Source organism: Pseudomonas sp. FG-3G (genome assembly GCF_901007645.1).
Taxonomy (GTDB): Bacteria; Pseudomonadota; Gammaproteobacteria; order Pseudomonadales; family Pseudomonadaceae; genus Aquipseudomonas; species Aquipseudomonas rhizophila.
Genome location: NZ_CAAKGZ010000020.1, coordinates 345,882 through 368,317, shown reverse-complemented (window position 1 = coordinate 368,317; position 22,436 = coordinate 345,882). Strand labels below are relative to the sequence as shown.

Genomic DNA, 22,436 nt, shown 5'->3' with positions numbered 1-22,436 from the left:
CAGCGAACACACATCTTGTATTCACCACCCATCCACTGTGGGAGCGAGCCTGCTCGCGATAGCGGCAGCCCATTGAACCTCAATGCAACTGCCTGACTGCGATCAGAGCGCCTCGCGCCCCGGCACCCCATCGACCAATCGCTGGATGCCCAACGGATTGGCGTTTTTCAAAGGCTCGGGCAGCAGGCTGTCGGGGTAGTTCTGGAAGCACACCGGGCGCAGGAAACGATCGATCGCCAGCGTACCCACCGAAGTCCCACGGGCATCGGACGTCGCCGGGTAAGGCCCGCCATGGACCATCGAGTCGCAGACCTCGACGCCGGTTGGATAACCGTTGAGCAGGATGCGACCGACTTTTTGCTCCAGCAACGGAGTCAATTCGCTGAACTGCTCGAAATCCGCTGGCTCCCCGATCATGGTTGCAGTCAACTGACCGTGCAGGCCGTGCAGCGCGGCAGTGAGCTCGGCTGGGTCCGCCACTTCGACAAACACCGTGGTCGGGCCGAACACTTCTTCTTGCAGCGCCTCGTCACCGTTGATCAACAAGCTGGCGTCAGCCTTGAACAACTGCGGTTGGGCCTGGTTGCCCTGTTGCGCACGTCCGGCCAGATGTTCGATGCCCGGGTGAGCCAGCAACTTCTGCAGGCCCTTGCCGTAGCTTTGCAGCGTGCCGGCATTGAGCATGGTTTGCGGCGCCTGATCGCCGATCAGCGCGGCCACTTGTTGGGTGAAGGCGCTGAATTGCGGCGAACGGATGCCGATCACCAGGCCGGGATTGGTGCAGAACTGACCACAGCCCTGTACCACCGAGGCTGTCAAATCGCGGGCGACGCTGTCGGCACGCTTTTCCAACGCTTGCGGCAACACGATCACCGGGTTGATGCTCGACATCTCGGCGAATACCGGGATCGGCTGGGGCCGCGCGGCGGCCATGTCGCACAGGGCCCGGCCGCCCTTGAGGGAACCGGTGAAGCCTACCGCCTGGATCGCCGGATGCTTGACCAGCCATTCGCCAACACCACCGCCGTAGATCATGTTGAACACGCCGGCCGGCATCGAGGTTTTCTCAGCCGCGCGAATAATCGCATCAGCCACCCACTCGGCCGTTGCCATGTGGCCGCTGTGGGCCTTGAACACCACCGGGCAACCCGCGGCCAGGGCCGACGCGGTGTCGCCACCTGCTGTAGAAAATGCCAGAGGAAAGTTACTGGCGCCAAACACCGCAACCGGCCCCAGGCCGATGCGGTACTGACGCAAGTCCGGACGCGGCAACGGTGTGCGTTCCGGCAGGGCCCGGTCGATGCGCGCGCCGTAGAAATCGCCGCGACGCAAGACCTTGGCGAACAGGCGCATCTGGCCGCTGGTGCGACCGCGCTCACCCTGGATCCGCGCCGCCGGCAAGGCGGTTTCCCGGCAGACCACGGCCACGAACTCATCGCCCAAGCCATCCAGCTCATCGGCAATGGCTTCGAGGAACTCGGCCCGGCGCACTGCGCTCAAGCTGCGGTAGGCCGGATAAGCGGCAGCCGCAGCCTTGGCGGCAGCGTCAACTTCTTCGGCCGTCGCCTGGACGAACTCATGGGGCAAGGCTTCGCCGCTGCTGGCGTCAAGGCTCTGCAAGCGTGTCTGGCCGGCCGCGCTGCGCGCGCCACCAATGTAGTTGTGGCCAAGGATCTGGTTCATCGAAAGTCTCCTTTAAAGTGTGCCGATAGTGCCCGGGTTGAACACCGCGTCCACCGGGGCAATGCCGTTGACCAGCGGTGCGCCGAATTCGGTCTGGCTGATTTCGAACACATCCCCCGGTTGCGTGCGGATGCCGTCGGCGAACGACAGGGTCGCGGTGCCGAAAAAATGCACGTGCACGTCACCCGGACGCAGGAACTGACTGTACTTGAAATGGTGGAACTCAAGGTTTTCGAGGCTGTGGCACATGTTTGCCTCGCCACTGAGAAATTCGTTCTGCCACAGCACTTGGCCGTTGCGCAGGATACGACTGGTCCCGGAAAGATGTTGAGGCAGTTCACCCAGGCGAAGTTCCGGGCCAAAGCTGCAACTGCGCAGTTTCGAATGGGCCAGGTACAGGTAATTCTTGCGTTCCATCACATGATCGGAAAACTCGTTACCCACCGCAAAGCCCAGTCTGTATGGCTTAGCGTCGTGGCCGATGACATACAGCCCGCTGATTTCCGGCTCTTCGCCGGCATCTTCGGCAAACGGCGGCAGCGGGAACGGATGGCCCGGACGGACCACGATGCTGCCGTCGCCCTTGTAGAACCACTCCGGTTGCACACCGGCCTGTCCGCTCTCAGGCTTACCGCCCTCCACGCCCCACTTGAAGATGCGCATGGTGTCGGTCATGGCGGTTTCGTCGCCGGCCTGCTGATGCATCTTGTCCCGGGCCGAGGCACTGCCCAGGTGGGTCAGGCCGGTGCCGCTGACCAGCAGGTGCGCCGGGTCCGGGTGGTCCAGCGGAGGCAGAATGCGCAGTTCACTGAGTAACTGCGGGTAATCATGGGCGGTTCCCAGGCCCAGGCTGTTGACGTGCTGCTCAAGCTTCACACCCGCCTCAATGGCCGCCAGAGCCAGGTCGCGCACGGTCCGGGCGCCCTGCACTTCGCGCACTTGCTCACCCTCGACCACACCGACGCGGCGTTCGCCGTTATTCAATTCGAACTGAACTAAACGCATATTTTTCTCCCTGCAAACAAAGCTTGAATAACACGCTGACCCCTGTGGGAGCGAGCCTGCTCGCGATAGCGTTGGGTCAGCAACATTGATGCGACTGACAGATCGCAATCGCGAGCAGGCTCGCTCCCACAGGGGATTTCAATCACCTCAGGTCCGCGTCGCCCCCCGCGCACTGGCCGCGAACTGCTCCGCCGGCAGCACATGCTTGCGCTCCAGCAGGCGATACACCACGCCGGTCAACACCAGGCCGAACACCATCACGCAGGACAGGAAGTACAGCCCCGACGCCAGGTTGCCGGTGTATTCCTTCAGCGCACCGATCACGAATGGCCCGATGTAGCCACCCAGGTTGCCCACCGAGTTGATCAGCGCGATACCCGCCGCCGCACTGGCGCCGGCAAAGAAACGCCCCGGCAAGGTCCAGAACACCGCGGTGCAGGAAAACAGCGCGAACGCCACCAGGCACAGCGCCGCCAGTTGCAACACCGGCACCGTCAGCCAGGCACTGAGGAACAGACCGATGGCGCCCAGCACATAGAGCACGGCCAGATGGCCGTAGCGATCGTTCAAGCGGTCGGAACTGCGAGGAATGATCAGCAAACCGATGATGCCGAAGATGTAGGGCACCGAGGACACGAAACCGGTCACCAGGTCAGTGCCGCCAAATTGCTTGATCAACGTGGGCAGCCACAGACCCAGCCCGTAGATGCTCAGGGTCACCGGCAGATAGAACAGCGCCAGCAGCAGGACACGCTTGTCCTTCAAGGCGTGCAGCGGATTGCCGTGCCGGGTCTGGCCGTATTCCTCAAGGTCTTTTTTCAGTTCAGCGGTCAGCCAGTCCTTTTCGGTCTGGTCCATCCACTTCACCTGTTGCGGCCCATCTGGCAGATAACGCAGCACCGGCCAGGTCAGCAAGACCGCCGGCAGGCCGATGACGATGAACAACCACTGCCAGCCGTGCAGGCCCAGGATGCCGTCCATGCCCAGCAAGCCGCCGGAGACGGGGCCGGTGATCATCATGGCGATGGGCTGAGACAGAATGAACAAGCCCAGGATCTTGCCGCGATGGCGGACCGGGAACCATTGGGTGATGTAGTACAGCACGCCGGGGAAGAATCCGGCTTCCGCCGCGCCGAGCAGAAAGCGCATCACATAGAAGCTGTAAGGCCCTTGCACAAACGCCATGCCGATGGTGATGGCGCCCCAGGTGATCATGATCCGCGCGAACCAGCGCCGGGCACCGAAGCGTTCCAGCATCAGGTTGCTGGGGATCTCCAGCAGGAAGTAGCCAATGAAAAACAACCCGGCGCCCAGGCCGTAGGCGGCGTCGCCGATGCCGATGTCGGCGCCCATGTGCAGCTTGGCGAAACCCACGGCGGAGCGATCCACGTAGGCGATCAGGTATAGCAGGATCAGGAAAGGAATCAGTTTCAGCGTGATGCGGCGAATAAGCCGCAATTCCTGGCTCATGGGACCGGTCTCCGATTGTTGTTGTTATAGAACCTTGGGGGATTTCTCTGACCAATGAGCGCCAGGACAATCCCTTCGTTGAATCGGACTATATAGTAATACTATTTACCCAACAACACTTCCAAACAGAGCAAATTACGCTTATGTTAGGCGCAAGCTAAAACCATATAGTCATACAATAAGAGAATCGATCATGTCTGATAAGAAACCCTCCCTGCGCTCGGCCCAATGGTTTGGCACCGCCGACAAAAACGGCTTCATGTACCGCAGTTGGATGAAAAATCAGGGCATCGCCGACCATCAGTTTCATGGCAAGCCAATCATCGGCATCTGCAACACCTGGTCGGAGCTGACGCCATGCAACGCGCACTTCCGGCAGATCGCCGAACACGTCAAGCGCGGCGTGATCGAGGCCGGGGGCTTCCCGGTGGAGTTTCCGGTGTTCTCCAACGGCGAATCGAACCTGCGCCCCACCGCCATGCTGACGCGCAACCTGGCGAGCATGGACGTGGAAGAGGCGATTCGCGGCAACCCGATTGACGGCGTGGTGCTGCTCACCGGTTGCGACAAGACCACCCCAGCCTTGCTGATGGGCGCCGCCAGTTGCGACGTCCCGGCTATCGTCGTCACCGGCGGGCCGATGCTCAACGGCAAGCACAAGGGCCAGGACATCGGGTCGGGCACGGTGGTCTGGCAGTTGAGTGAACAGGTCAAGGCCGGCACCATCACGATCGATGATTTTCTTGCGGCCGAGGGCGGCATGTCCCGCTCGGCCGGTACCTGCAACACCATGGGCACTGCCTCGACCATGGCCTGCATGGCCGAAGCCCTCGGCACGTCGCTGCCGCACAACGCCGCGATTCCGGCGGTGGACGCGCGCCGTTATGTGCTGGCCCACATGTCCGGCATGCGTGCGGTGGAAATGGTCCGTGAAGACTTGAAACTGTCGAAGATCCTGACCAAGGAGGCTTTCGAAAATGCCATCCGCGTCAACGCAGCCATCGGCGGCTCGACCAACGCGGTGATCCACCTCAAGGCCATTGCCGGACGCATCGGCGTGCAACTGGACCTGGACGACTGGACCCGCATCGGTCGAGGCATGCCGACCATCGTCGACCTGCAGCCGTCCGGGCGCTTCCTGATGGAGGAGTTCTATTACGCCGGTGGTTTGCCCGCCGTGCTGCGCCGTCTCGGCGAAGCCAACCTGATCCCTAACCCCGACGCGCTGACCGTCAACGGCAAGAGCCTTGGCGAGAACACCAAGGACGCACCGATCTATGGCCAGGACGAAGTCATTCGCACCCTGGACAACCCAATCCGGGCCGACGGCGGTATCTGCGTGCTGCGCGGTAACCTGGCGCCCCTGGGCGCGGTACTCAAACCCTCCGCCGCCACGCCCGAGCTGATGCAGCATCGTGGTCGCGCGGTGGTGTTCGAGAACTTCGACGAGTACAAGGCGCGGATCAATGATCCGGAGCTGGATGTCGATGCCAGCTCGATTCTGGTGATGAAGAACTGCGGGCCCAAGGGTTATCCAGGCATGGCCGAAGTGGGCAACATGGGCTTGCCGGCCAAGTTGCTGGCCCAGGGCGTGACCGACATGGTGCGTATCTCCGATGCGCGCATGAGCGGCACCGCCTACGGCACCGTGGTGCTGCATGTGGCCCCGGAAGCCGCAGCCGGCGGACCACTGGCGGCCGTGAAGGAAGGTGACTGGATCGAACTGGACTGCGCCAGCGGGCGTCTGCACCTGGACATTTGCGACGCCGAACTGGCCGCCCGCCTGGCCGACCTGCCGCCAGCGCAGAACCTGTTGGTGGGTGGCTACCGTCAGCTGTACATCGACCATGTGCTGCAAGCGGACCAGGGTTGTGACTTCGACTTCCTGGTCGGTTGCCGCGGCGCCGAGGTGCCGCGTCACTCCCACTGACCCCACTCATCCCCTTGCGCGAGCAAGCTTTTTGTGGGAGCTGAGCTTGCTCGCGATAGCGGTGTAACAGACAACAGAGATATTGACTGGCAGGGCCTCATCGCGAGCAAGCTCAGCTCCCACAAAGGCTCGCTCCCACAATGGGCTCGGGTCTACATCAAAATCGCACTAGCGACCCGCCCTCGCCGCGCCTGCTATCATGCGCTGCATCCCCTTCGCACAGGATCGCGCCCCCCCCCATGGACTACCGTAAACCCTCCGACCGCAAAAGCATGCACGCGCGCATCGTCCAGGAACTGGGCATGCAGATCGTTTCCGGACGGTTCAAACCCGACGATAAACTGCCCGCCGAAGCTTTGTTGTGCGAGGAGTATGCCGTCAGCCGTCCGGTGTTGCGCGAGGCCACGCGCGTGCTGGTAGCCAAGGGTCTGGTGTATTCGCGGCCACGGGTTGGCACGGTGGTCAAGGCGCGCCGGGAATGGCACATGCTCGACCCCGATGTGCTGCACTGGTTGATGCAAAGCAGCCCGCAGAATGAGTTCTTCAATCTGCTGACCAGCGTGCGCAGCATCATCGAGCCGGCCGCCGCGGCCCTCGCCGCACAGTTCGCCAACGATGCCGACATCGCCGCCATCCGCGAGGCCTACCAGCGCATGGAGGCGGCACCGACTCCCGAGGCAGTGCTGCAACCGGATCTGGACTTCCACAGCCGCATCGCCGACGCCACCCACAACGATCTGCTCGCCAACCTGTGCAACATGTTGTCGGTGGCCATCGCCGAAGCGCTCAAGCACTCCAACCAGCGGCCCAACCTGCATGAACTGGCGATGCCGCGCCACAAGGCGATCCTTACCGCCATCGAGAACCGCGACGCTCTCGGCGCCCGCCATGCCACGCTGGTGCAGCTTGACGATGCCCGCAGCGCACTGAATGTGGTGCTGGGCGCCGACCCTTCCTGATCTTCCCTCCCGACGAGGCCAGGCATAACCCGCATTCGCCAGGGTGGTATTTATTTACCGCCCTCGCAGGAGCGGGATGTCGATACTTCCCTCGTCGTCACTCCCGGCGGCCATGAATTTATGAAAAGGATTTCATATGACCGCACCCGCTCCGGCCAATACGCTCCCCGCGTTGGCGCAAAGGGTCAGCCTGCTATTTGCCAGCCGCCCGACCTTCGAAGAAATCGCGCAACGCATGCTCGAGCAAGCCATCAAGGAAAAATACCCCTCGCTGACCTTCGACCTGTCCAAGACCCGATTGGCCACACCGGACCCAGCCTCTCGCGGCTTTACGCTCCAACCGTTCATGCCCCGCGTCCTCGAATACCTGGCCCTCGGCACGCCCGTGGATTTCACGGAGCGCGGTGGGCGTCGATGTTTTCTTACCGACACCCCGCCCCGCGAGCTCTCACCAGACGACGGGAAGCTGGACATCAGGGTCATCGAAAAACTGCTGCTTGAACTGCCCTGGAGCGTACCGATCGGGCTGGAGGATGCGCTGACCCGCTATTGGAACGCCGGAATCGACACAAGCAATAACCTCAGCCGCTGGCGCTGGCTCAGCGATGCACTGAAGAACACGCTGTCTATCCGCAGGCTGCGACAACCCGGCCTCACTGACCAGGCGCGCGAAGCCCTGGACCAGATCGTCCGCTGGCCGGAGCGCGAGCAGCGCTTTCGCCGCAACAACCCGTCCCCCGTCTACGCCTACAGCCTGGAAACCAAGCTCATCCGAGACAGCTCCAGCAGCGTAGTGACCGGCAGCGAAATTCTCCTGAGCCACTCCAAAAAGGGCGTAGCCCTCCTCCTGCTATGCAGCCCTGGCGGCGCCGTGCAGTCGTTTGCATCCCTGGAAGCCTTCAATCACCATTGGGGCGCACTGATCGCCAGCCGGTACGTGGTCGACACGCTCACCTGTCAACGCAACGAGATCAGTGGCAATGTCTTCGACACCCAGGCGGCTATGGTGCTGGAGCAGCAACTGGCCGACCTGAACGCAGTGCAGTTGCCTTCGCGGATTGGCCTGCAAGACCTGTCGACGCTCTACCAGGAGCTGAGCGACCCTGCCCGTTATCTGCTTGACGCGCCGCGTCTGACGCCGGAAACGTCGGCACGGATCGAGCCGCTGTTGCCCGACTGGTTGAAAAAAGCTTCCATCGTCGATCAAACGAAATTCCAGCACTACAGCCTGACATTGGCCAGCGCGAAAAAACGCCACCAGGGCCGCACCTTTCTCAGCGACATTGAAGACATCAGGGCCTTTGCCGCCGACGCCTTGCTCAAGCAGATGCAGTCAACCAACAACAGCAGCCCGGACAAGGTTCTATCCAGCCGCTACCACCCCAACGATGTGGAGCTGACCTTCAGCGTGGCGGCTGGTTATCCCGGGACCACAGGGATCATCGAAAAACGGACGATGAGCCTGACCGAACTGGCCATCAACAACCTCATCGCCCGACCGAGTGCAAACCTGATCCTCAGCCATCGCTTGGGCCTGACGCTGCCCCGGTGGTTGACGCCGGACTTCATTACCCGCAAGAACGGGCTGATCGAACAGGTCGACATTGGTTCGGCCTATCCCCGCTACCTGCAACAACGGCTGTTGGACGATGTACCTCAAGCCCAGGAACGCCAGCGAATATTTGCCGAACAGATCGCGGCACAGTTGCCGCTTGAAGCCTTCCAGCAAATGCTCAACCACGAAAACGGTGTGACCCGCCAAGGACTGGGCCTGGTTGAAGCCTTGCTCAATCCTGGGGCCGATAGCCAACAGGTAGGCGGTCGACCGGTAGTCATCCGCCACCTGGCCTTCCTGCGCAAACCCGAGGCCCACCCCGACATCGTGAACAATATGTTCATTATCGAGCCGGAGGATGTCCAAACCGGACCACACCTGCTGTATCGCCCGCTTTACGCGCCCTCGTTGCAAGAGTTCCCGACGCGCGAGGCACTGCTGAAGGCCGTCGTCACCCCAGGGGACCTGCAAAAAAGCATCCTGACCTGGATGACTGATGCCGCACGGCCGATCTATGCCAATGGCGGCTTCCAGGAGCCGCACATCGTGCGGTTTTTCCAGGGCGATGAATTCAACCTCCCCGCCAAGCCCGCCCCTGCGACGCTGGCCATCGACGGTGCAAACGATGAACTGCGGCAGTTCCTGCGCAACGGCGAGCTGATGCTGTATCTTTACGGCAGCAATGCCCGCGCCCTGATCTCCCAGGCCGACCGTGATTCAGTCTCCAACAGCGAGAGCCGCTGGGCCATGCTCCTCAAGGGCGGCAGCCTGCTGTTCAATACGTTGCTGATGCCCTTGCTGCGTGGCCCGGTCATGGCCACCTTCTGGCTGTGGAGCCTGATGGCTAGCGCCAGCCAGGATATCCCGGCACTGAGCAGCGAAGACCCGGTGACCCGGGAGCTCGCCGCTGTCGATCTGCTGCTCAACCTCGGCATGCTGGTGCACCAGTTTCCCGCCATCAGCGCCTTGTCCCATGCACCGTTGCCCGATGCGCTGAAGGAACAGGCGATGCGTCCCCCAGCACCGCGCGTCATCCCTGAGCAATGGCCTGCGCCTGCGTCGCCTCGCATTCTCGAAGGGCCGGTGGGCTTGCCCGGCGAACACTTGCAGGGCGCCAGCAGGCACCTGGACCTCAGTTTCGCCAGTGCCCGCCAGCGCCTGACAGCGGAACAACGTAACCGGCTGCAGCGGCTACAGGTGCCACGTCCCACTTCAATGCCTGAACCGATCAAATATGGCCCCTACACAGGCTTGTACGTCATCCAGAACAAATGGCACGCACTGGTGGAAGACCAACTGTATCGGATCAGTCCGGAGCCGGACGGCAATACGGTGATCGTCGACCCGCAGGCTCCACGAGACTCGGCAAAAAATGGTCCGGTGTTGAAATCGGATACCCAAGGCAACTGGTCCATGGATCTACGCCTGCGTCTGCGCGGGGGCATGCCCCCAAAGCGGGTGGCCGAACTGCGCAAGCTCAGGGCCCAGCGGGGGATGGAACTGAGCCGGGAGCTAGCGAATTATCATGCACAGGAAGCCGATAAGCTAAAGGCCGTGCAAGTTGCCCAGGAAGTCATGAGCAGAACTCAGGAAGGCGCCTTTACCGAGGAGCAACGTGCGGCAAAACGTACGCAGTTTTATGAATTGCTCCAGGACCAGACTGACGATTATCTGCGGCTGCTGAACAAAGCAACCGAATATGCCGGCCTTGACATGACATTGCCCCCGGAAATGCTTCGCGCCCTGATGGAAAACGTGGTCAACAATGCCCGTAAAGCCTTTCTTGTCGTCGAGTTGGATTTATTGGCCCTGGATGCCGCCAATATCCAATTCATAAAAAACGGACCGGCGTTGAAGGAGGCTGTCGCCGACAACCCCGCAGGCTACTTTGCGTACCTCGACGCAATGAGCGTCATCAACGATCGTTCCATCTATTGGCTGGAACTCAAAGATCGACACCTGGACGCGCTATTGAACCTGGATGCCGAAGGCGCGCAGATATTCGAGCGGCTGACCAAGGACCGTCCCGAGGAAGAAAGAACGGCGCTGGCCACCAAGGCCGTGCAGTTACCCATACTCGGGGCCCTGCTGGTCAAAAACCCCGACTCCGACCTTCCCGCCAGTCTGCATAACCTCATCAAGTTCTTGCTGGAACAGGTGCGCTCCCACTCCGACCTGGGAACATATGACCTGCCCCCTTCGGAGCGGCTTGAAGTGCTGGAAAGTCTGACCGAAAACTATGGCGCTTCCCTTGATGCCATGCAGGGCATCAAGGCACTCAATGCCAGCGACATTGACCCATCCTATTTCGACAGGCTGTTCAAGCTGATCGAACAGCTCTATGACGACGCCTCCAAGACATTGTCCGCCGAGCTAAAACCGGCGCCGCAACCGCGCAAGCGTCCGCAAAAACGCACCAAAACGGCGAGCGGGCGCCCGCAAAAAAAGGTGATCAAAACCCGTAAGGGGGGCGTGTTGATTGGTGATCTGAAACCCGCCGGCACCTCCCTGCCGATTGAAGTCGTCGAGTTACGCTCCGAAGTCGATGACGAGTTACTCGCCACGTATTCACAGCACGATGACGTCTGGGACATCGTCGAAGTACAACGACCGGTTCCGCCACCACCGCGCACCAGAGCGATCAAAACGATCAAGAGCGAAGCGCGCAAGCTGCTGGATCAATTGGAAAACAGTTTACTGAGCGCAGAGCGATATAAAACCCAGTGCCGCTTTCCTCAGGAAATCGAGGAGATCATGAACAATGAGGCGAGTCGCTACCGCAAACGCTGCGAAGAACTGGAAAGGGCCTTCACCGCCTCGACAAAACCGCGCACACCAGCAGATCAAACATTGATCGATGAACTGTCAAACGCAGCTTCCCGCCTGGCCACTCGGGGCAGCGCCCTGCGCACCGAACTGAGTTTCAAATTGCCGCCCACCGACAGCAACCTGCGCTACCTGTTCGAAAAGAATCTGATACAGGTTGCCCGGCTCGGCGAACGCAAAGCCTTGAAAAGCGAGCGCAAGGATTTCCTTCAGGAATACGCCATCAATGACCGCGACGGTTGGCCGCTGTGGTATGCGCATTTTCACTACGAAGCGGCCGATACGCCGAAAGCGGATTTCAGCGTCGCGCATCTGAAAACCAAGGAGCAACGCCGGGAGCACTATCACTCGATGCTGGCCAAGGCGAAAAGCCCTTATGCGGTGGTGAATGTGCATCGAGGGCAGATCGGCAGGCCGTTGGCGCAGAGCAAGTTCTTGCCGTTGGCGCCTTGATCTCTGTTCAAAGGCTGGCGTAATTCATTGTGGCGAGGGAGCAAGCTCCCTCGCCACATGTATTAATGGGCAAACAACGACTTACTCTTCTGCCCTGCCATTTTTTCAGGCTTGATCAGGAACCGCGCCAGCGCCGGCAGCAGCCACAGTGCCCCGAACATGTTCCACAACAACATGAACGTCAGCATCAGCCCCATGTCGGCCTGGAACTTGATGGCCGAGAAGATCCAGGTGCACACACCGATGGCCAGGCACAGGCCTGTGAACAACACGGCCTTACCGGTGGACTTCAGCGTCTGGTAGTACGCCTCTTGCAACGGCAAGCCGGCCCGCAGGAAGCTTTCCAGGCGACTGTAGATATAGATGCCGTAGTCCACGCCTATCCCCACGCCAAGCGCCACCACTGGCAGCGTCGCGACCTTCACACCGATACCCATGAAGGCCATCAGGGCGTTCCCCAGCACCGAGGTCAGCACCAGCGGCAGCACGATGCACAGCGTCGCCGCCCAGGAACGGAAAGTGATCATGCACATGGTTGCCACACAGATGTACACCAGGACCAGAATGGTCAGTTCCGATTCCTTGATCACTTCGTTGGTTGCAGCTTCAATGCCGGCGTTACCGGCGGCGAGGATGAACTCCAGGCCGTCGCGATTATTTTCCTTGGCAAACTCCTGCACCACCTTCACGGCGCGGTCCAGGGTCTCGGCCTTGTGGTCGTTGAGGAAAACCAACACCGGGGCCACGGAACAGTTGTTGTTGTACAGGCCATCGGCCCGGGCAATGGAGTTGTTCAACACGTCAGGGTTGCGCGACAGGGTTTCCCACTTCAGGTTGCCCTCGTTCATGCCCTTGATCATTTGCTTGGACACGGTGACCAGGGAGATCGCCGACTGCACCCCCTCGGTGTTCTGCATTTTCCACATCAGTTCGTCGATGGGAGCCATGGCTTCATAGCGTGAGCAGCCTTCAGCCTTGGTCTTGACCATCACCACCAGGACATCGGAGCTGGTGGAATAGTTGCTGATGATGAAGTTGTTGTCCTGGTTGTAGCGCGAGTCCGGACGCAACTCCGGCGCGCCCTGGTCCAGGTCACCGATCTTCAGGTTCTGGCTGTACCAGAGGCCGCCACCAAAGGCGATCAAGGCCAGGACGATCGACACTGGCGCGACTTTGGCGCTGGCAAACTTCGACAGCAGGCGCCAGAACGGGTGCTCACGCGTCGCATCCTTTTTGCTGCGCTCGATGGCACGCTTGCTGATGCCGACATAGGAAATCGCCACCGGCAACAGGATCAGGTTGGTGAACACAATCACCGCCACGCCGATGGACGCACCGAAGGCCAGTTCCCGGATCACGCCGATGTCGATGATCAGCAAGGTGATGAAGCCGACGGCATCCGCCAGGATTGCGATCATCCCCGGCAGGAACAACTGGCGGAATGTGCGCCGCGCCGCCGTCAGGGCGTTGTCCGCTTCACTGGATTGCAAAGCGATGCCGTTGATTTTCTGCACGCCGTGGGAGATACCAATGGCGAAGATCAGAAACGGCACCAGCATCGAATAAGGATCGAGCCCGAAACCGACGGCGTGCATCAGCCCCAACTGCCAGACCACGGCCACCAGAGTCGTGCTCAGCACTGCAATGGTGCTGCGCATGCAGTTCGTGAACCAGTACAGCAGCACCAGGGTAATGATGAAGGCCACGCCGAAGAACATCACCACCATGGTCAGGCCGTCGATCAAGTCACCGACCTTCTTGGCGAAGCCCACGATATGGATCTTTACGTTGGGGTTCTGGGCTTCAAACTTGTTGCGGATCTTGTCTTCGAGTTCGTGGGAGAACTTCTGATAATCCAGGGCCAGCAGCTTGCCCTGGTCCTGCGGGTCCGGATAGGACTCCAACAGCGGGATATCGATGATGCTCGATTTGAAATCGTTGGCTACCAGGCGTCCGACCTGGCCGGACTTGAGCACGTTGTTGCGTAACAGGTCGAGACTGTCTGCCGAGCCGTCATAGCTCTGGGGAATCACCTCGCCACCGGCAAAGCCCTCCTCCGTCACTTCGGTCCAGCGCACGCTCGGGCTCCACAACGACTTGAGGCCGGAGCGGTCGACGCCGGAAATGTAGAACACCTCGTCATGAATCTGGCGCAAGGTCTCCATGTAATCCTTGGAGAAAATGTCACCGTTGGTGGCCTCCACGGAAATCCGCACCGTGTTGCCCAGGTTCGCCAAGTCATTGCGGTGTTCGAGCATCTTCTCGATGAAGGGGTGCTCGAGGGGGATCATTTTTTCGAAACTGGTGGACGGCCGGATCAGCGTGGCCTGCCAGAACAGGAAAATACTGACCAACAGGCAAATGACGATCACTGCCGGGCGGTTGTTGAAAATCAGGCGCTCGAGGAACGTCGCCTTGTCTTGGTGATGACTGCTCATGGGGTCCGCCTTCTTGTTATTGTGCCCGCCGGATGTTTGCGGCTCATTTGCTCAATTCAGCGCCGGTGGGGGTGGTGGCGTGAACGCCACCCTGTCCTGCCAGGATCAGATTGCCGTTGCCCGCCGCCGTGACGGCCGCCACGGAAATCCGATCCGGGCGGTTGAAAACGCTGAAGGTCACGCCGTCATCGCTGCTGCGCACCACACTGCCGCCGTTGCCGACAATTACGATGGAGCCATCTGGCAAGAGCGTGGCCCCGGACAGGCCGAATTCCAGGGCACCGCGGGTGGCCTTGAGTTCGACCTGCTCCCAGGTGCTACCAAAATCGGTGGAGCGATAGAGGTTGCCGCGCAGGCCGTAGGCCAACAGCGTTGAAGGCTGAGCGGTGCCGATGACGCCGAACAGCGAACCTTCGTATGGGCCTTCGATCTTTTCCCAGGTCTGGCCCCAATCGCTGGAGCGGAACATGCTGCCGGCCTCACCAACGATGAACAGCCCGGCGTCTTTCACCGCAGCTATCGCGTTGAGGTGGAACTGGTCTTCGTTGTCGAGACGATCCCCGACCTCTTCCCAGTGCTTGCCGCCGTCGGTGGTTTCGAACAGCGCCCCGTAGGCGCCCACGGCAAAACCGTTGCTCGCGTCCTTGAACCAGACGTCCAGCAGCGGCGATTCACGGGTCAGGTCTTCGAATTGCTTGGTCCAGGTGCTGCCACCGTCTTCGCTGGCCAGTATCTGCGCGTCGTGCCCCACGGCCCAGCCGTGTTTGTCATCGACGAAAAATACTGCGGTGAGCAACTGGCGGGTCGGCACCTTGGCCTGAGTCCAGGAACCGCCCTGATCGTCCGAATAGACAATGTGCCCGCGATCACCGACCGCCACCAGGCGTTTGCCGGCATGGACCACATCGAGCATCAGGGTTTTGCTGGCCTTGGCCGACTCGACGGAATAGATGACATCGGATGTCGAAGCCGCTACGGCCATCACCGGTGCAGACAACACGGCAGAGCCCAGCAGCGAGAGCGCCGAGACCAGCAACGCGACTCTGCGCAGTACCGGCGGCCGGCAGCGGCCCACAGCCATGACAGGCTCATTCATAGACCTTTCCCCCATTATTATTGTTAGGTCATTCAACCCTTCAGGGCGCCGTAAGCGGGCTCATCGTGATTGACTGTTCTGGAGCATAGTCCTGAAACCTGCAATCTAGAGCCACTTCGGAAGCTGACCTATCCTATCGGGCTTTGGAAAGGTCTGACAATCGACGCCGCGTTATCTTTTGTTAACCGTGGCGCAGTGCGGTCGGGGGTGAATGAAGGGGTATTCGGGGAGGTTATGGCAGGCTATCGAGGCGGTTGTTGTGTAGACAGGTCTGACGCCATCGCGAGCAGGCTCGCTCCCACAAGGGATCAATGTTGAACACAAGATATATGCTCACTGAAGATCACCTGTGGGAGCGAGCCTGCTCGCGATGGGAACACCGCGGCCTGCCAGGCAGACCGCGGTGCCAAGGTCACGCCAGGCTCTTGCTCACCACTTCGAACACATCGGCCGACAGCCCGCCGGACGCCAGGATGCGCTCCAGCTCGGCTTTCATCAGCGCCTGGCGGGCACTGTCGTATTTGCGCCAGCGGGTCAGTGGCGCCAGTTGCCGTGCGGCGATCTGCGGGTTGAAGCCATTGAGCTGGATCACCAGATCCGCCAGGAAGCGATAACCTGAACCGTCAGCCGCGTGGAAGTTGATCAGGTTCTGCCCGGCAAACGCCCCCACCAAAGCGCGTACCTTGTTCGGGTTCTTGATATTGAACGCCGGATGTTCCATCAAGGCCTTGACCCGCGCCAGGCCGCCCGGCAACGGGCTGCCGGCCTGGACGCTGAACCATTGGTCCATGACCAGCGGGTTGCCTTTGAAGTTCTCCGCGAACACTTCCAGGGCCTTGGCCTTCTCGGCTTCGAACGGGGAATTGACCAGCACCGCCAGGGCCGTGAGACGCTCGGTCATATTGTCGGCGGTGTCGAACTGCTCCAGGGTGGCACTGAGCACTTCCGGCTTGTCGGTCAGCATCAGGTACGACAGCGCGATGTTCTGCAAGGCACGGCGGGCGAAATGCTCGGCCTCGGCCACGTACGGCGTGCGCTTGGACAGGTCACGGTTGGCCTCATAGCGCAGCCACAGGGCTTCGAACAGATTGTCCGCCAGTTGCTGACGGGCGAATTCCCGCGCGGCATGGATCGCCTCCACGTCGGCCACTTCGCTGATTTCCGTCAGATAAGCCTCGCTTGGCAGCGAGAGCATTTCCGCGACCATGGCCTGATCCAGGGATTCGTCCGACAGCACGCTACGCAACGCGCTGACCAGACGCGGGTCCAGCACCAGATTTTCGCCTTTCTGATGCTGGGCGATCAGTTCCTGCAGCACCTGCACCGACAACTGCTGGCCGGCATCCCAGCGGTTGAAGCCGTCGCTGTCGTGCTGCATCAGGAACATCAAGTGGTCCCGATCGTACGGGAAGCTAAGCTTCACCGGGGCCGAGAAGCCGCGCAACAACGAAGGCAACGGCTTTTCGGCGATGTCGACAAAGGTGAAGGTCTGCTCGGCTTCGGTCACCGAGATCACCCGGGACGTGCCAGTTGCCGCCGCTTCGCCGGCCAGGCGCAGAGGGATTTCATTGCCCTTGCTGTCCAGCAAACCCAGCTCCACGGGAATCACAAATGGCAGTTTTTCCATTTTGTCCGGGGTCGGTGGGCAGCTCTGGCTGAAGGTCAGGCTGTAGGTTCGGGCAGCAGCGTCGTAGGACTCGCTGACCGCCAGCCGTGGCGTACCCGCCTGGCTGTACCAGCGCTTGAACTGACTCAGGTCGACGCCGTTGGCATCCTCCATGGCCTTGATGAAGTCATCGCAGGTCACGGCCTGGCCGTCGTGGCGCTCGAAGTACAGGTCGCTGCCCTTGCGAAAGCCCTCGGCCCCCAGCAGGGTGTGGATCATGCCGACCACTTCCGACCCCTTTTCGTACACGGTCAGGGTGTAGAAGTTGGAAATTTCGATGAAGCTGTCCGGGCGCACCGGGTGGGCCATGGGACCTGCGTCTTCGGCAAACTGGTGAGTGCGCAGGTACGCCACGTCCTGGATACGCTTGACCGTGGCTGAGTTCATGTCGGCCGAAAAACCGGCGTCGCGGAACACAGTGAAGCCTTCCTTGAGGGACAACTGGAACCAGTCACGGCACGTCACGCGGTTGCCCGACCAGTTATGGAAATACTCGTGGGCAACGATCGCTTCGACCCGCTGGTGCGCGGCATCGGTGGCGGTTTCGGCGCGGGCCAGCACTGCGCTGGAGTTGAAGATGTTCAGGCCCTTGTTTTCCATGGCGCCCATGTTGAAGTCGTTGACCGCGACGATCATGAAGATGTCCAGGTCATACTCACGGCCATAGACCTCTTCATCCCAGCGCATCGACTTCTTGAGGCTGGTCATGGCGTGCTGGCACTTGTCGATGTTTTCCGGCTCGACATAGATGCGCAGCGCCACGGTGCGCTCGGTCATGGTGGTGAAGGTGTCTTCGACGCACCACAGGTCGCCGGCCACCAGGGCAAACAGGTAGGCGGGTTTCTTGAACGGGTCTTCCCAGGTCGCCCAGTGCCGGCCATCTTCGCCGGGACCGCTGGCGATCGGGTTGCCGTTGGACAGCAACACCGGATAGCTGTGCTGCTCGGCCACCACCGTGGTGGTGAACGTACTCATCACATCCGGGCGGTCGAGGTAATAGGTGATCTTGCGGAAACCTTCGGCCTCGCACTGGGTGCAGAACATGCTGCCGGACTTGTACAAGCCTTCCAGGGCGGTGTTGGTTTCCGGGTGGATCCTGACAGTGGTGTCCACCGTGAAGGCCGGGGCCTTGGGTTGCAGGGTCAGGTGGCTGGCGTCCAGCTGATAGTCCAGCGGATTGAGGTCGGTGTCATCGAGCTTGATCGAGAGCAGTTCCAGCTGCTGGCCATCGAGCACCAGGGGCGGCAGGCCGGCACCGCGCTCGGGGTTACGGCGCATCACCAGTTGCGCATGGACCAGGCTGTGGTCCTCGAACAACTCGAAGGTCAGGTGCGTCTCGTCGATCAGGTACTCGGGCGCCTGATAGTCCTTCAGGTAAATCATCTTCGGTTGTTCGGTGCGCATGGGGCAAATCCTTCTACTGATGCACGGCGAGCTGATAAGCCGTGTATTTACGAATATTGATCACGCCAGTGTCGAAAATCAGGTATTGGCCCTTGATCCCCAGCAGCGTGCCTTCGGCAATCGGGTTCTTGTCCAGGTTGAAGCTGACGATCTTGGCCGGGTATTGCTCCACCGGATAACGGATCTCGACCGGCTCGACGTCCGCTATGGTCTGGATCGCTTGCAGGCCGAATCGTTCCTGCAAGCCTTGCAGTCCTTCGGCGCAGCTCTCGAACAGCGAATCGCGGATCTGCGGCAGGTCCACCGCCACGGCGTCGCCCTTGAGCAATGCGCGCCAGTTGGTCTTGTCCGCCACCTGGCTGCGGAACAGGTCTTCGACAAAGCCCGATTGCTGGCGAGTGGCGACCCGCAGGATCGGCAGCGCCTGGCTGGCGCCCTGGTCCAGCCAGCGGGTCGGCAGCTGCGTGGCGCGGGTGATGCCGACTTTCACGCCCGAGGAATTGGCCAGGTACACCACATGATCGGTCATGCAGAACTGTTCGCCCCAGGCCGGCTCGCGGCAGGTGCCCGCATCGAAGTGGCAGCGCTCAGGGCTCATGATGCACAGGTCGCACTGGGCCAGTTTAGTCATGCAGGGGTAGCAATAACCCTGGCTGAAGCTGGTCTTGGTCCTGCGTCCGCAATGGCTGCAGTGGATCGCACCGAGAAACTCCAGGCGCACCGTGCTGCCAATCAACGGGTTGACTGGCACCTCGGTATCGCCCAGGCGAAAGGCGTATTGAACGGTCGGCCCGTCAAGGCGTGCCGACATCTTGCTGATTGCACCGCGGCCAATCTCGATCAATGGATGGCATCCGACTTGAACAGGATGTTCGGCACTTCTGTGGCCTTCGACTGGCACTCCTGCGGGCCCATGTAGCCGGTGCGTTCCTCTTCGGGCAGATTCTGCATCTCCCAGGCGATCATCGCCTGCAGCGACAATTCGCGCTGTTCGGCGGTGAGCTTGTTGCCATCGGCCCATTTACCGATTTCCACCGCCAGCTTCAGGCTCTGATAGATCTCGGGGGTGATGTTTTTGATCATTTCGTTGAACGAGGACATGGGTTCTCCGCGCAATCGCGCATATTCAAATATTACAGGCGCCGTCAGAGGGCCATTTTACGACGAGCGAACAGCCCGCCCAACAAACCCGTGAAGCAACCGATGAGCAGCCCGCCGACGTGGGCCGCGTTGGCGATTTCGCCGAAACCGATCAGCGAGATCAGCCCGGACAGGCACAGCACCAGCCACACCAGCATCATCACCAGCACCCCACGGGGCAAGTGATAGGCCGGGTTCGGCGCCAGCAGTTGAAAGATCCAGCAGTGCCCCAACAGACCATAGAGCACGCCGGACAAGCCGCCGAACAAGGTCGGGCCGCTGAAGAAATATTGAGCGAAGTTGGACACGAGGCTGAACAGCAGTGTCAGCCCCAGCAGGTTGATGCCGCCCTGGCGCGCTTCGATCCGCCGTCCCAGTTCCCAGTACCACATGCCATTCATGGCGATGTGCAGGAAACCGAAATGGATCAGCATCGGCGTCACCAGGCGCCACCACTGCCCTGCCGCCAGGCTGTCGGCCAGGGGCGTGAAATGGATATAGTCGCCGACGACGCGAAACTCCAGGAATGTCAGCCAGCGCAAGGTCTCGAGATTTTCCCCCAGCAACGTCACGGCGCCGACGATCAGGCTCAGCAGCAACACCAGTGCTGTAACCGGGCTGCGGGTCAGTTGCTGGACGAAACCAGGTCGTCGCGACGTGCTGCCGGTGCCCGGCAACTCCAACTGGTGCTCGGGATCGCCGCTCGGGAAGCGTGCATACAACGAGCGCACGTCTTCGCTGATTTCATCGGGCACCCAGAGCACCTGCTCGCCCGCCTCCTCGCTGACCCGATGGGGCACCTGCATGCGTTGCAGCAATTTGACGAAGCCGCTCAGATCCTCGGCCAAGGGCAAGCGCAAGACCGCCACGACGCTCATCGCAGTTCCTCCGGCCGTTCGACATCGACCCAGACAAATTTATGCGGGTCCAGTCGGGTTTCTGCGTCGAGACGATAGGCCACCAGTTTTCCGTAAAGCACCGCGCTGTAATCCAGGCAGGCCAGGTTCGAGCGGATCGGCGCGGGTTTGCCGCTGCGCCAGTAATGACCGACGAAGAGCATGGGTTCATGCACGCCATAGCGCAGCAGATTATTCTTTTCGTCGGGTGACAGCGGCGTGCGAGCCACCGGTTCGGGCAAGGCGTCGGGTTGGAACACGATGTCTCCATAGGTCTGAGGATCGTCTTCCCAGAACTTGGTGCGAAAGAACGAACGGGTCAGGCCGTCGCCGCCGGTGAGGGTCAGGCCATGGGGCAAGCGCATGTCGGTACCGCGCAGCAGGCGATCAAACACCGTGCAGGCGAAACTGCCCGGCTCCGCCGAGGCCTGGAGGAAATGCTCGTCGATACAGCCGTCCGGGAACAAGCCTCGCAGCGGCTCGATCAGACCGTTGTCCCAGCAGGCGTGGACCACCCGAAAGCGCTGGGCATCGACAAACAGCGGCAACTCGTAAAACCACTTGAGAAAGTCATGCCAGTCGCCCGGATGCTGCTCGAACTGGGTCAGGGTTTCGTTGAGCAGACGGGCATGGCGCGGGGTGTGTTCGCGCACGTAGCGCTGGCCGCTGCCCGGCAACGCCGGCGTGCTCCAGCCCAGGGCGTTGAACTCGTGGTTGCCCATGATGCACAGCGCCTGACCGGCCACCACCATGTCGTGGACGATGTGCAGGGCTTCGCGGATCCGCGGACCACGGTCGATGATGTCCCCCAGGAACACGGCCATGCGCGACGGGTGCCGCCAGACGCCGCCCTGCTTGTGATAACCGAGGCGGTCCAGCAGGCGTTCCAGGGTCAGGGCGCATCCGTGCACGTCGCCGATCAGGTCGTAACTGCGCGCAGGATCGAGCATCAGTCGCCTCCACCCCCCAATCGACTGCCCCAGCCGAGCTTGGTCCGGCAGACTTCGTAGTAATTGTGATCCAGCGGGTGGATCAGGCGCAGCTTCTGCGCTTTTTTGCTGACGGTGATGGTGTCACCCGGCGCGCAGGTGAAATGGTTCTGGCCGTCACAGGACACTTGCGGGTAGATCTGCATATCCTTGGACACGACGATTTTCAGCTCACTATTGCCATCGACCACAATGGGTCGCCCAGACAAGGTATGGGGGTACATGGGCACAATCACAATAGCGTCGAGCTTGGGATGCATGATCGGGCCACCGGCGGAAAGCGCATAGGCCGTGGAGCCGGTGGGCGTGGCGACGATCAGGCCGTCGGCCTTCTGGCTGCAGACGAACTGACCGTCGATATACAGCTCGAATTCGATCATCCGCGTGGATTTGCCGGGGTGCAGCACCACATCGTTGAGGGCATCGCCCTGGCCGATGGCTTCGGCGTGACGGCGCACCTCGGCTTGCAGCAGGAAGCGATTCTCCACCAGATAGTGACCGTCCAATACCTCGGCCACTTTGGTTTCCAGCTCGTCGGGGCGGATATCGGTCAGAAACCCCAGGCTGCCCCGGTTGATGCCCAGTACCGGAATGTTGTGCCGCGCCAGGGCTCGGGCGGCCCCCAGCAGACTGCCATCGCCGCCGACCACGATCACCATGTCACAGACTTCGCCGAGCATCTTGCGCGACGAAGTCTGCAGGCCGTGACCAGGCAAGACTTCGGCGATGGTATCTTCGAGGATCACATGCAGGTGCCGCTCCAGGAGGAAACGTTTGAGTCGGCGAACAGTGTCCAGCACCTGCGAACTGCCCAGGCGACCGATGATGCCGATATTGCGAAATTGCTCCATGGGGCTCCTGCGAGGGTCTGCGTCGGGCGAAAAACACGATTATGGGCGAAAGCCGCCCATAGACAAAATTCTTTA

General features: G+C 61.0%; 14 protein-coding genes. 3 read left to right on the top strand and 11 right to left on the bottom strand.

Annotated elements, in window-relative coordinates; genetic code table 11:
* Positions 1–102: 102 nt before the first annotated feature.
* From PSEUDOMOFG3G_RS11360 to PSEUDOMOFG3G_RS11350, 3 genes are all read right to left on the bottom strand, one after another.
* Entirely contained in the window at positions 103–1,683 is a 1,581-nt protein-coding gene (locus PSEUDOMOFG3G_RS11360) for an aldehyde dehydrogenase (NADP(+)) (protein ID WP_139049969.1), read from the bottom strand.
* A 12-nt stretch (positions 1,684–1,695) separates the two neighbouring features.
* Positions 1,696–2,688: an AraD1 family protein gene (gene araD1, locus PSEUDOMOFG3G_RS11355; RefSeq protein WP_139049968.1), complete on the bottom strand. Its 993-nt coding sequence runs from the start codon at positions 2,686–2,688 to the stop codon at positions 1,696–1,698.
* Positions 2,689–2,835: 147 nt separating this feature from the next.
* Positions 2,836–4,158, bottom strand: a complete 1,323-nt coding sequence (locus PSEUDOMOFG3G_RS11350) for an MFS transporter (protein ID WP_047225784.1) — start codon at positions 4,156–4,158, stop codon at positions 2,836–2,838.
* A gap of 193 nt (positions 4,159–4,351) precedes the next feature.
* Here PSEUDOMOFG3G_RS11350 and PSEUDOMOFG3G_RS11345 point away from each other — a divergent pair, with 193 nt between their 5' ends.
* The 3 genes from PSEUDOMOFG3G_RS11345 to PSEUDOMOFG3G_RS11335 all read left to right on the top strand — a co-directional run bounded on the left by PSEUDOMOFG3G_RS11345 (position 4,352) and on the right by PSEUDOMOFG3G_RS11335 (position 11,881).
* On the top strand, positions 4,352–6,088 hold the full coding sequence (locus PSEUDOMOFG3G_RS11345) for an IlvD/Edd family dehydratase (RefSeq protein ID WP_047225783.1): 1,737 nt from the start codon (positions 4,352–4,354) through the stop codon (positions 6,086–6,088).
* Between the two features lie 239 nt (positions 6,089–6,327).
* Positions 6,328–7,047, top strand: coding sequence for a FadR/GntR family transcriptional regulator (locus tag PSEUDOMOFG3G_RS11340; RefSeq protein WP_076384441.1), 720 nt, complete (start codon positions 6,328–6,330; stop codon positions 7,045–7,047).
* Positions 7,048–7,183: 136 nt separating this feature from the next.
* Positions 7,184–11,881, top strand: a complete 4,698-nt coding sequence (locus PSEUDOMOFG3G_RS11335; RefSeq protein ID WP_139049967.1) for a dermonecrotic toxin domain-containing protein — start codon at positions 7,184–7,186, stop codon at positions 11,879–11,881.
* A gap of 62 nt (positions 11,882–11,943) precedes the next feature.
* Here the strand turns inward: PSEUDOMOFG3G_RS11335 and PSEUDOMOFG3G_RS11330 are convergent, their stop codons facing one another.
* The 8 genes from PSEUDOMOFG3G_RS11330 to PSEUDOMOFG3G_RS11295 all read right to left on the bottom strand — a co-directional run bounded on the left by PSEUDOMOFG3G_RS11330 (position 11,944) and on the right by PSEUDOMOFG3G_RS11295 (position 22,361).
* Positions 11,944–14,319 carry an RND family transporter gene (locus PSEUDOMOFG3G_RS11330; RefSeq protein ID WP_139049966.1) on the bottom strand — a complete coding sequence of 792 codons (2,376 nt, stop codon included), beginning with the start codon at positions 14,317–14,319 and terminating at the stop codon, positions 11,944–11,946.
* A gap of 43 nt (positions 14,320–14,362) precedes the next feature.
* Positions 14,363–15,415, bottom strand: coding sequence for a YCF48-related protein (locus PSEUDOMOFG3G_RS11325; protein ID WP_047225779.1), 1,053 nt, complete (start codon positions 15,413–15,415; stop codon positions 14,363–14,365).
* Between the two features lie 412 nt (positions 15,416–15,827).
* A complete protein-coding gene (gene pepN / locus PSEUDOMOFG3G_RS11320) occupies positions 15,828–18,485 on the bottom strand; it encodes an aminopeptidase N (RefSeq protein ID WP_076384437.1) in 2,658 nt (885 codons plus the stop codon).
* A gap of 13 nt (positions 18,486–18,498) precedes the next feature.
* Entirely contained in the window at positions 18,499–19,329 is an 831-nt protein-coding gene (locus PSEUDOMOFG3G_RS11315; RefSeq protein ID WP_047225777.1) for a DUF2797 domain-containing protein, read from the bottom strand.
* A complete protein-coding gene (locus PSEUDOMOFG3G_RS11310) occupies positions 19,326–19,586 on the bottom strand; it encodes a YeaC family protein (protein WP_047225776.1) in 261 nt (86 codons plus the stop codon). The genes PSEUDOMOFG3G_RS11315 and PSEUDOMOFG3G_RS11310 overlap by 4 nt, the downstream gene beginning before the upstream one ends.
* A gap of 44 nt (positions 19,587–19,630) precedes the next feature.
* Complete coding sequence (locus PSEUDOMOFG3G_RS11305) at positions 19,631–20,503, bottom strand: rhomboid family intramembrane serine protease (protein ID WP_047225775.1); 873 nt, start codon at positions 20,501–20,503, stop codon at positions 19,631–19,633.
* A complete protein-coding gene (locus tag PSEUDOMOFG3G_RS11300) occupies positions 20,500–21,474 on the bottom strand; it encodes a metallophosphoesterase (RefSeq protein ID WP_171061363.1) in 975 nt (324 codons plus the stop codon). The genes PSEUDOMOFG3G_RS11305 and PSEUDOMOFG3G_RS11300 overlap by 4 nt, the downstream gene beginning before the upstream one ends.
* The gene (locus tag PSEUDOMOFG3G_RS11295; protein ID WP_003202709.1) at positions 21,471–22,361 is read right to left on the bottom strand and encodes an NAD(+) kinase; all 891 of its coding nucleotides are present in this window, start codon (positions 22,359–22,361) and stop codon (positions 21,471–21,473) included. Before PSEUDOMOFG3G_RS11295 ends, PSEUDOMOFG3G_RS11300 begins: the two co-directional genes overlap by 4 nt.
* Between the last annotated feature and the right edge of the window lie 75 nt (positions 22,362–22,436).

Coding starts and splice junctions, on each gene's coding strand:
- PSEUDOMOFG3G_RS11360 (WP_139049969.1), bottom strand. CDS start 1,683: ATGAACCAGATCCTTGGCCACAACTACATTGGTGGCGCGCGCAGCGCG.
- araD1 (WP_139049968.1), bottom strand. CDS start 2,688: ATGCGTTTAGTTCAGTTCGAATTGAATAACGGCGAACGCCGCGTCGGT.
- PSEUDOMOFG3G_RS11350 (WP_047225784.1), bottom strand. CDS start 4,158: ATGAGCCAGGAATTGCGGCTTATTCGCCGCATCACGCTGAAACTGATT.
- PSEUDOMOFG3G_RS11345 (WP_047225783.1), top strand. CDS start 4,352: ATGTCTGATAAGAAACCCTCCCTGCGCTCGGCCCAATGGTTTGGCACC.
- PSEUDOMOFG3G_RS11340 (WP_076384441.1), top strand. CDS start 6,328: ATGGACTACCGTAAACCCTCCGACCGCAAAAGCATGCACGCGCGCATC.
- PSEUDOMOFG3G_RS11335 (WP_139049967.1), top strand. CDS start 7,184: ATGACCGCACCCGCTCCGGCCAATACGCTCCCCGCGTTGGCGCAAAGG.
- PSEUDOMOFG3G_RS11330 (WP_139049966.1), bottom strand. CDS start 14,319: ATGAGCAGTCATCACCAAGACAAGGCGACGTTCCTCGAGCGCCTGATT.
- PSEUDOMOFG3G_RS11325 (WP_047225779.1), bottom strand. CDS start 15,415: ATGAATGAGCCTGTCATGGCTGTGGGCCGCTGCCGGCCGCCGGTACTG.
- pepN (WP_076384437.1), bottom strand. CDS start 18,485: ATGCGCACCGAACAACCGAAGATGATTTACCTGAAGGACTATCAGGCG.
- PSEUDOMOFG3G_RS11310 (WP_047225776.1), bottom strand. CDS start 19,586: ATGTCCTCGTTCAACGAAATGATCAAAAACATCACCCCCGAGATCTAT.
- PSEUDOMOFG3G_RS11305 (WP_047225775.1), bottom strand. CDS start 20,503: ATGAGCGTCGTGGCGGTCTTGCGCTTGCCCTTGGCCGAGGATCTGAGC.
- PSEUDOMOFG3G_RS11295 (WP_003202709.1), bottom strand. CDS start 22,361: ATGGAGCAATTTCGCAATATCGGCATCATCGGTCGCCTGGGCAGTTCG.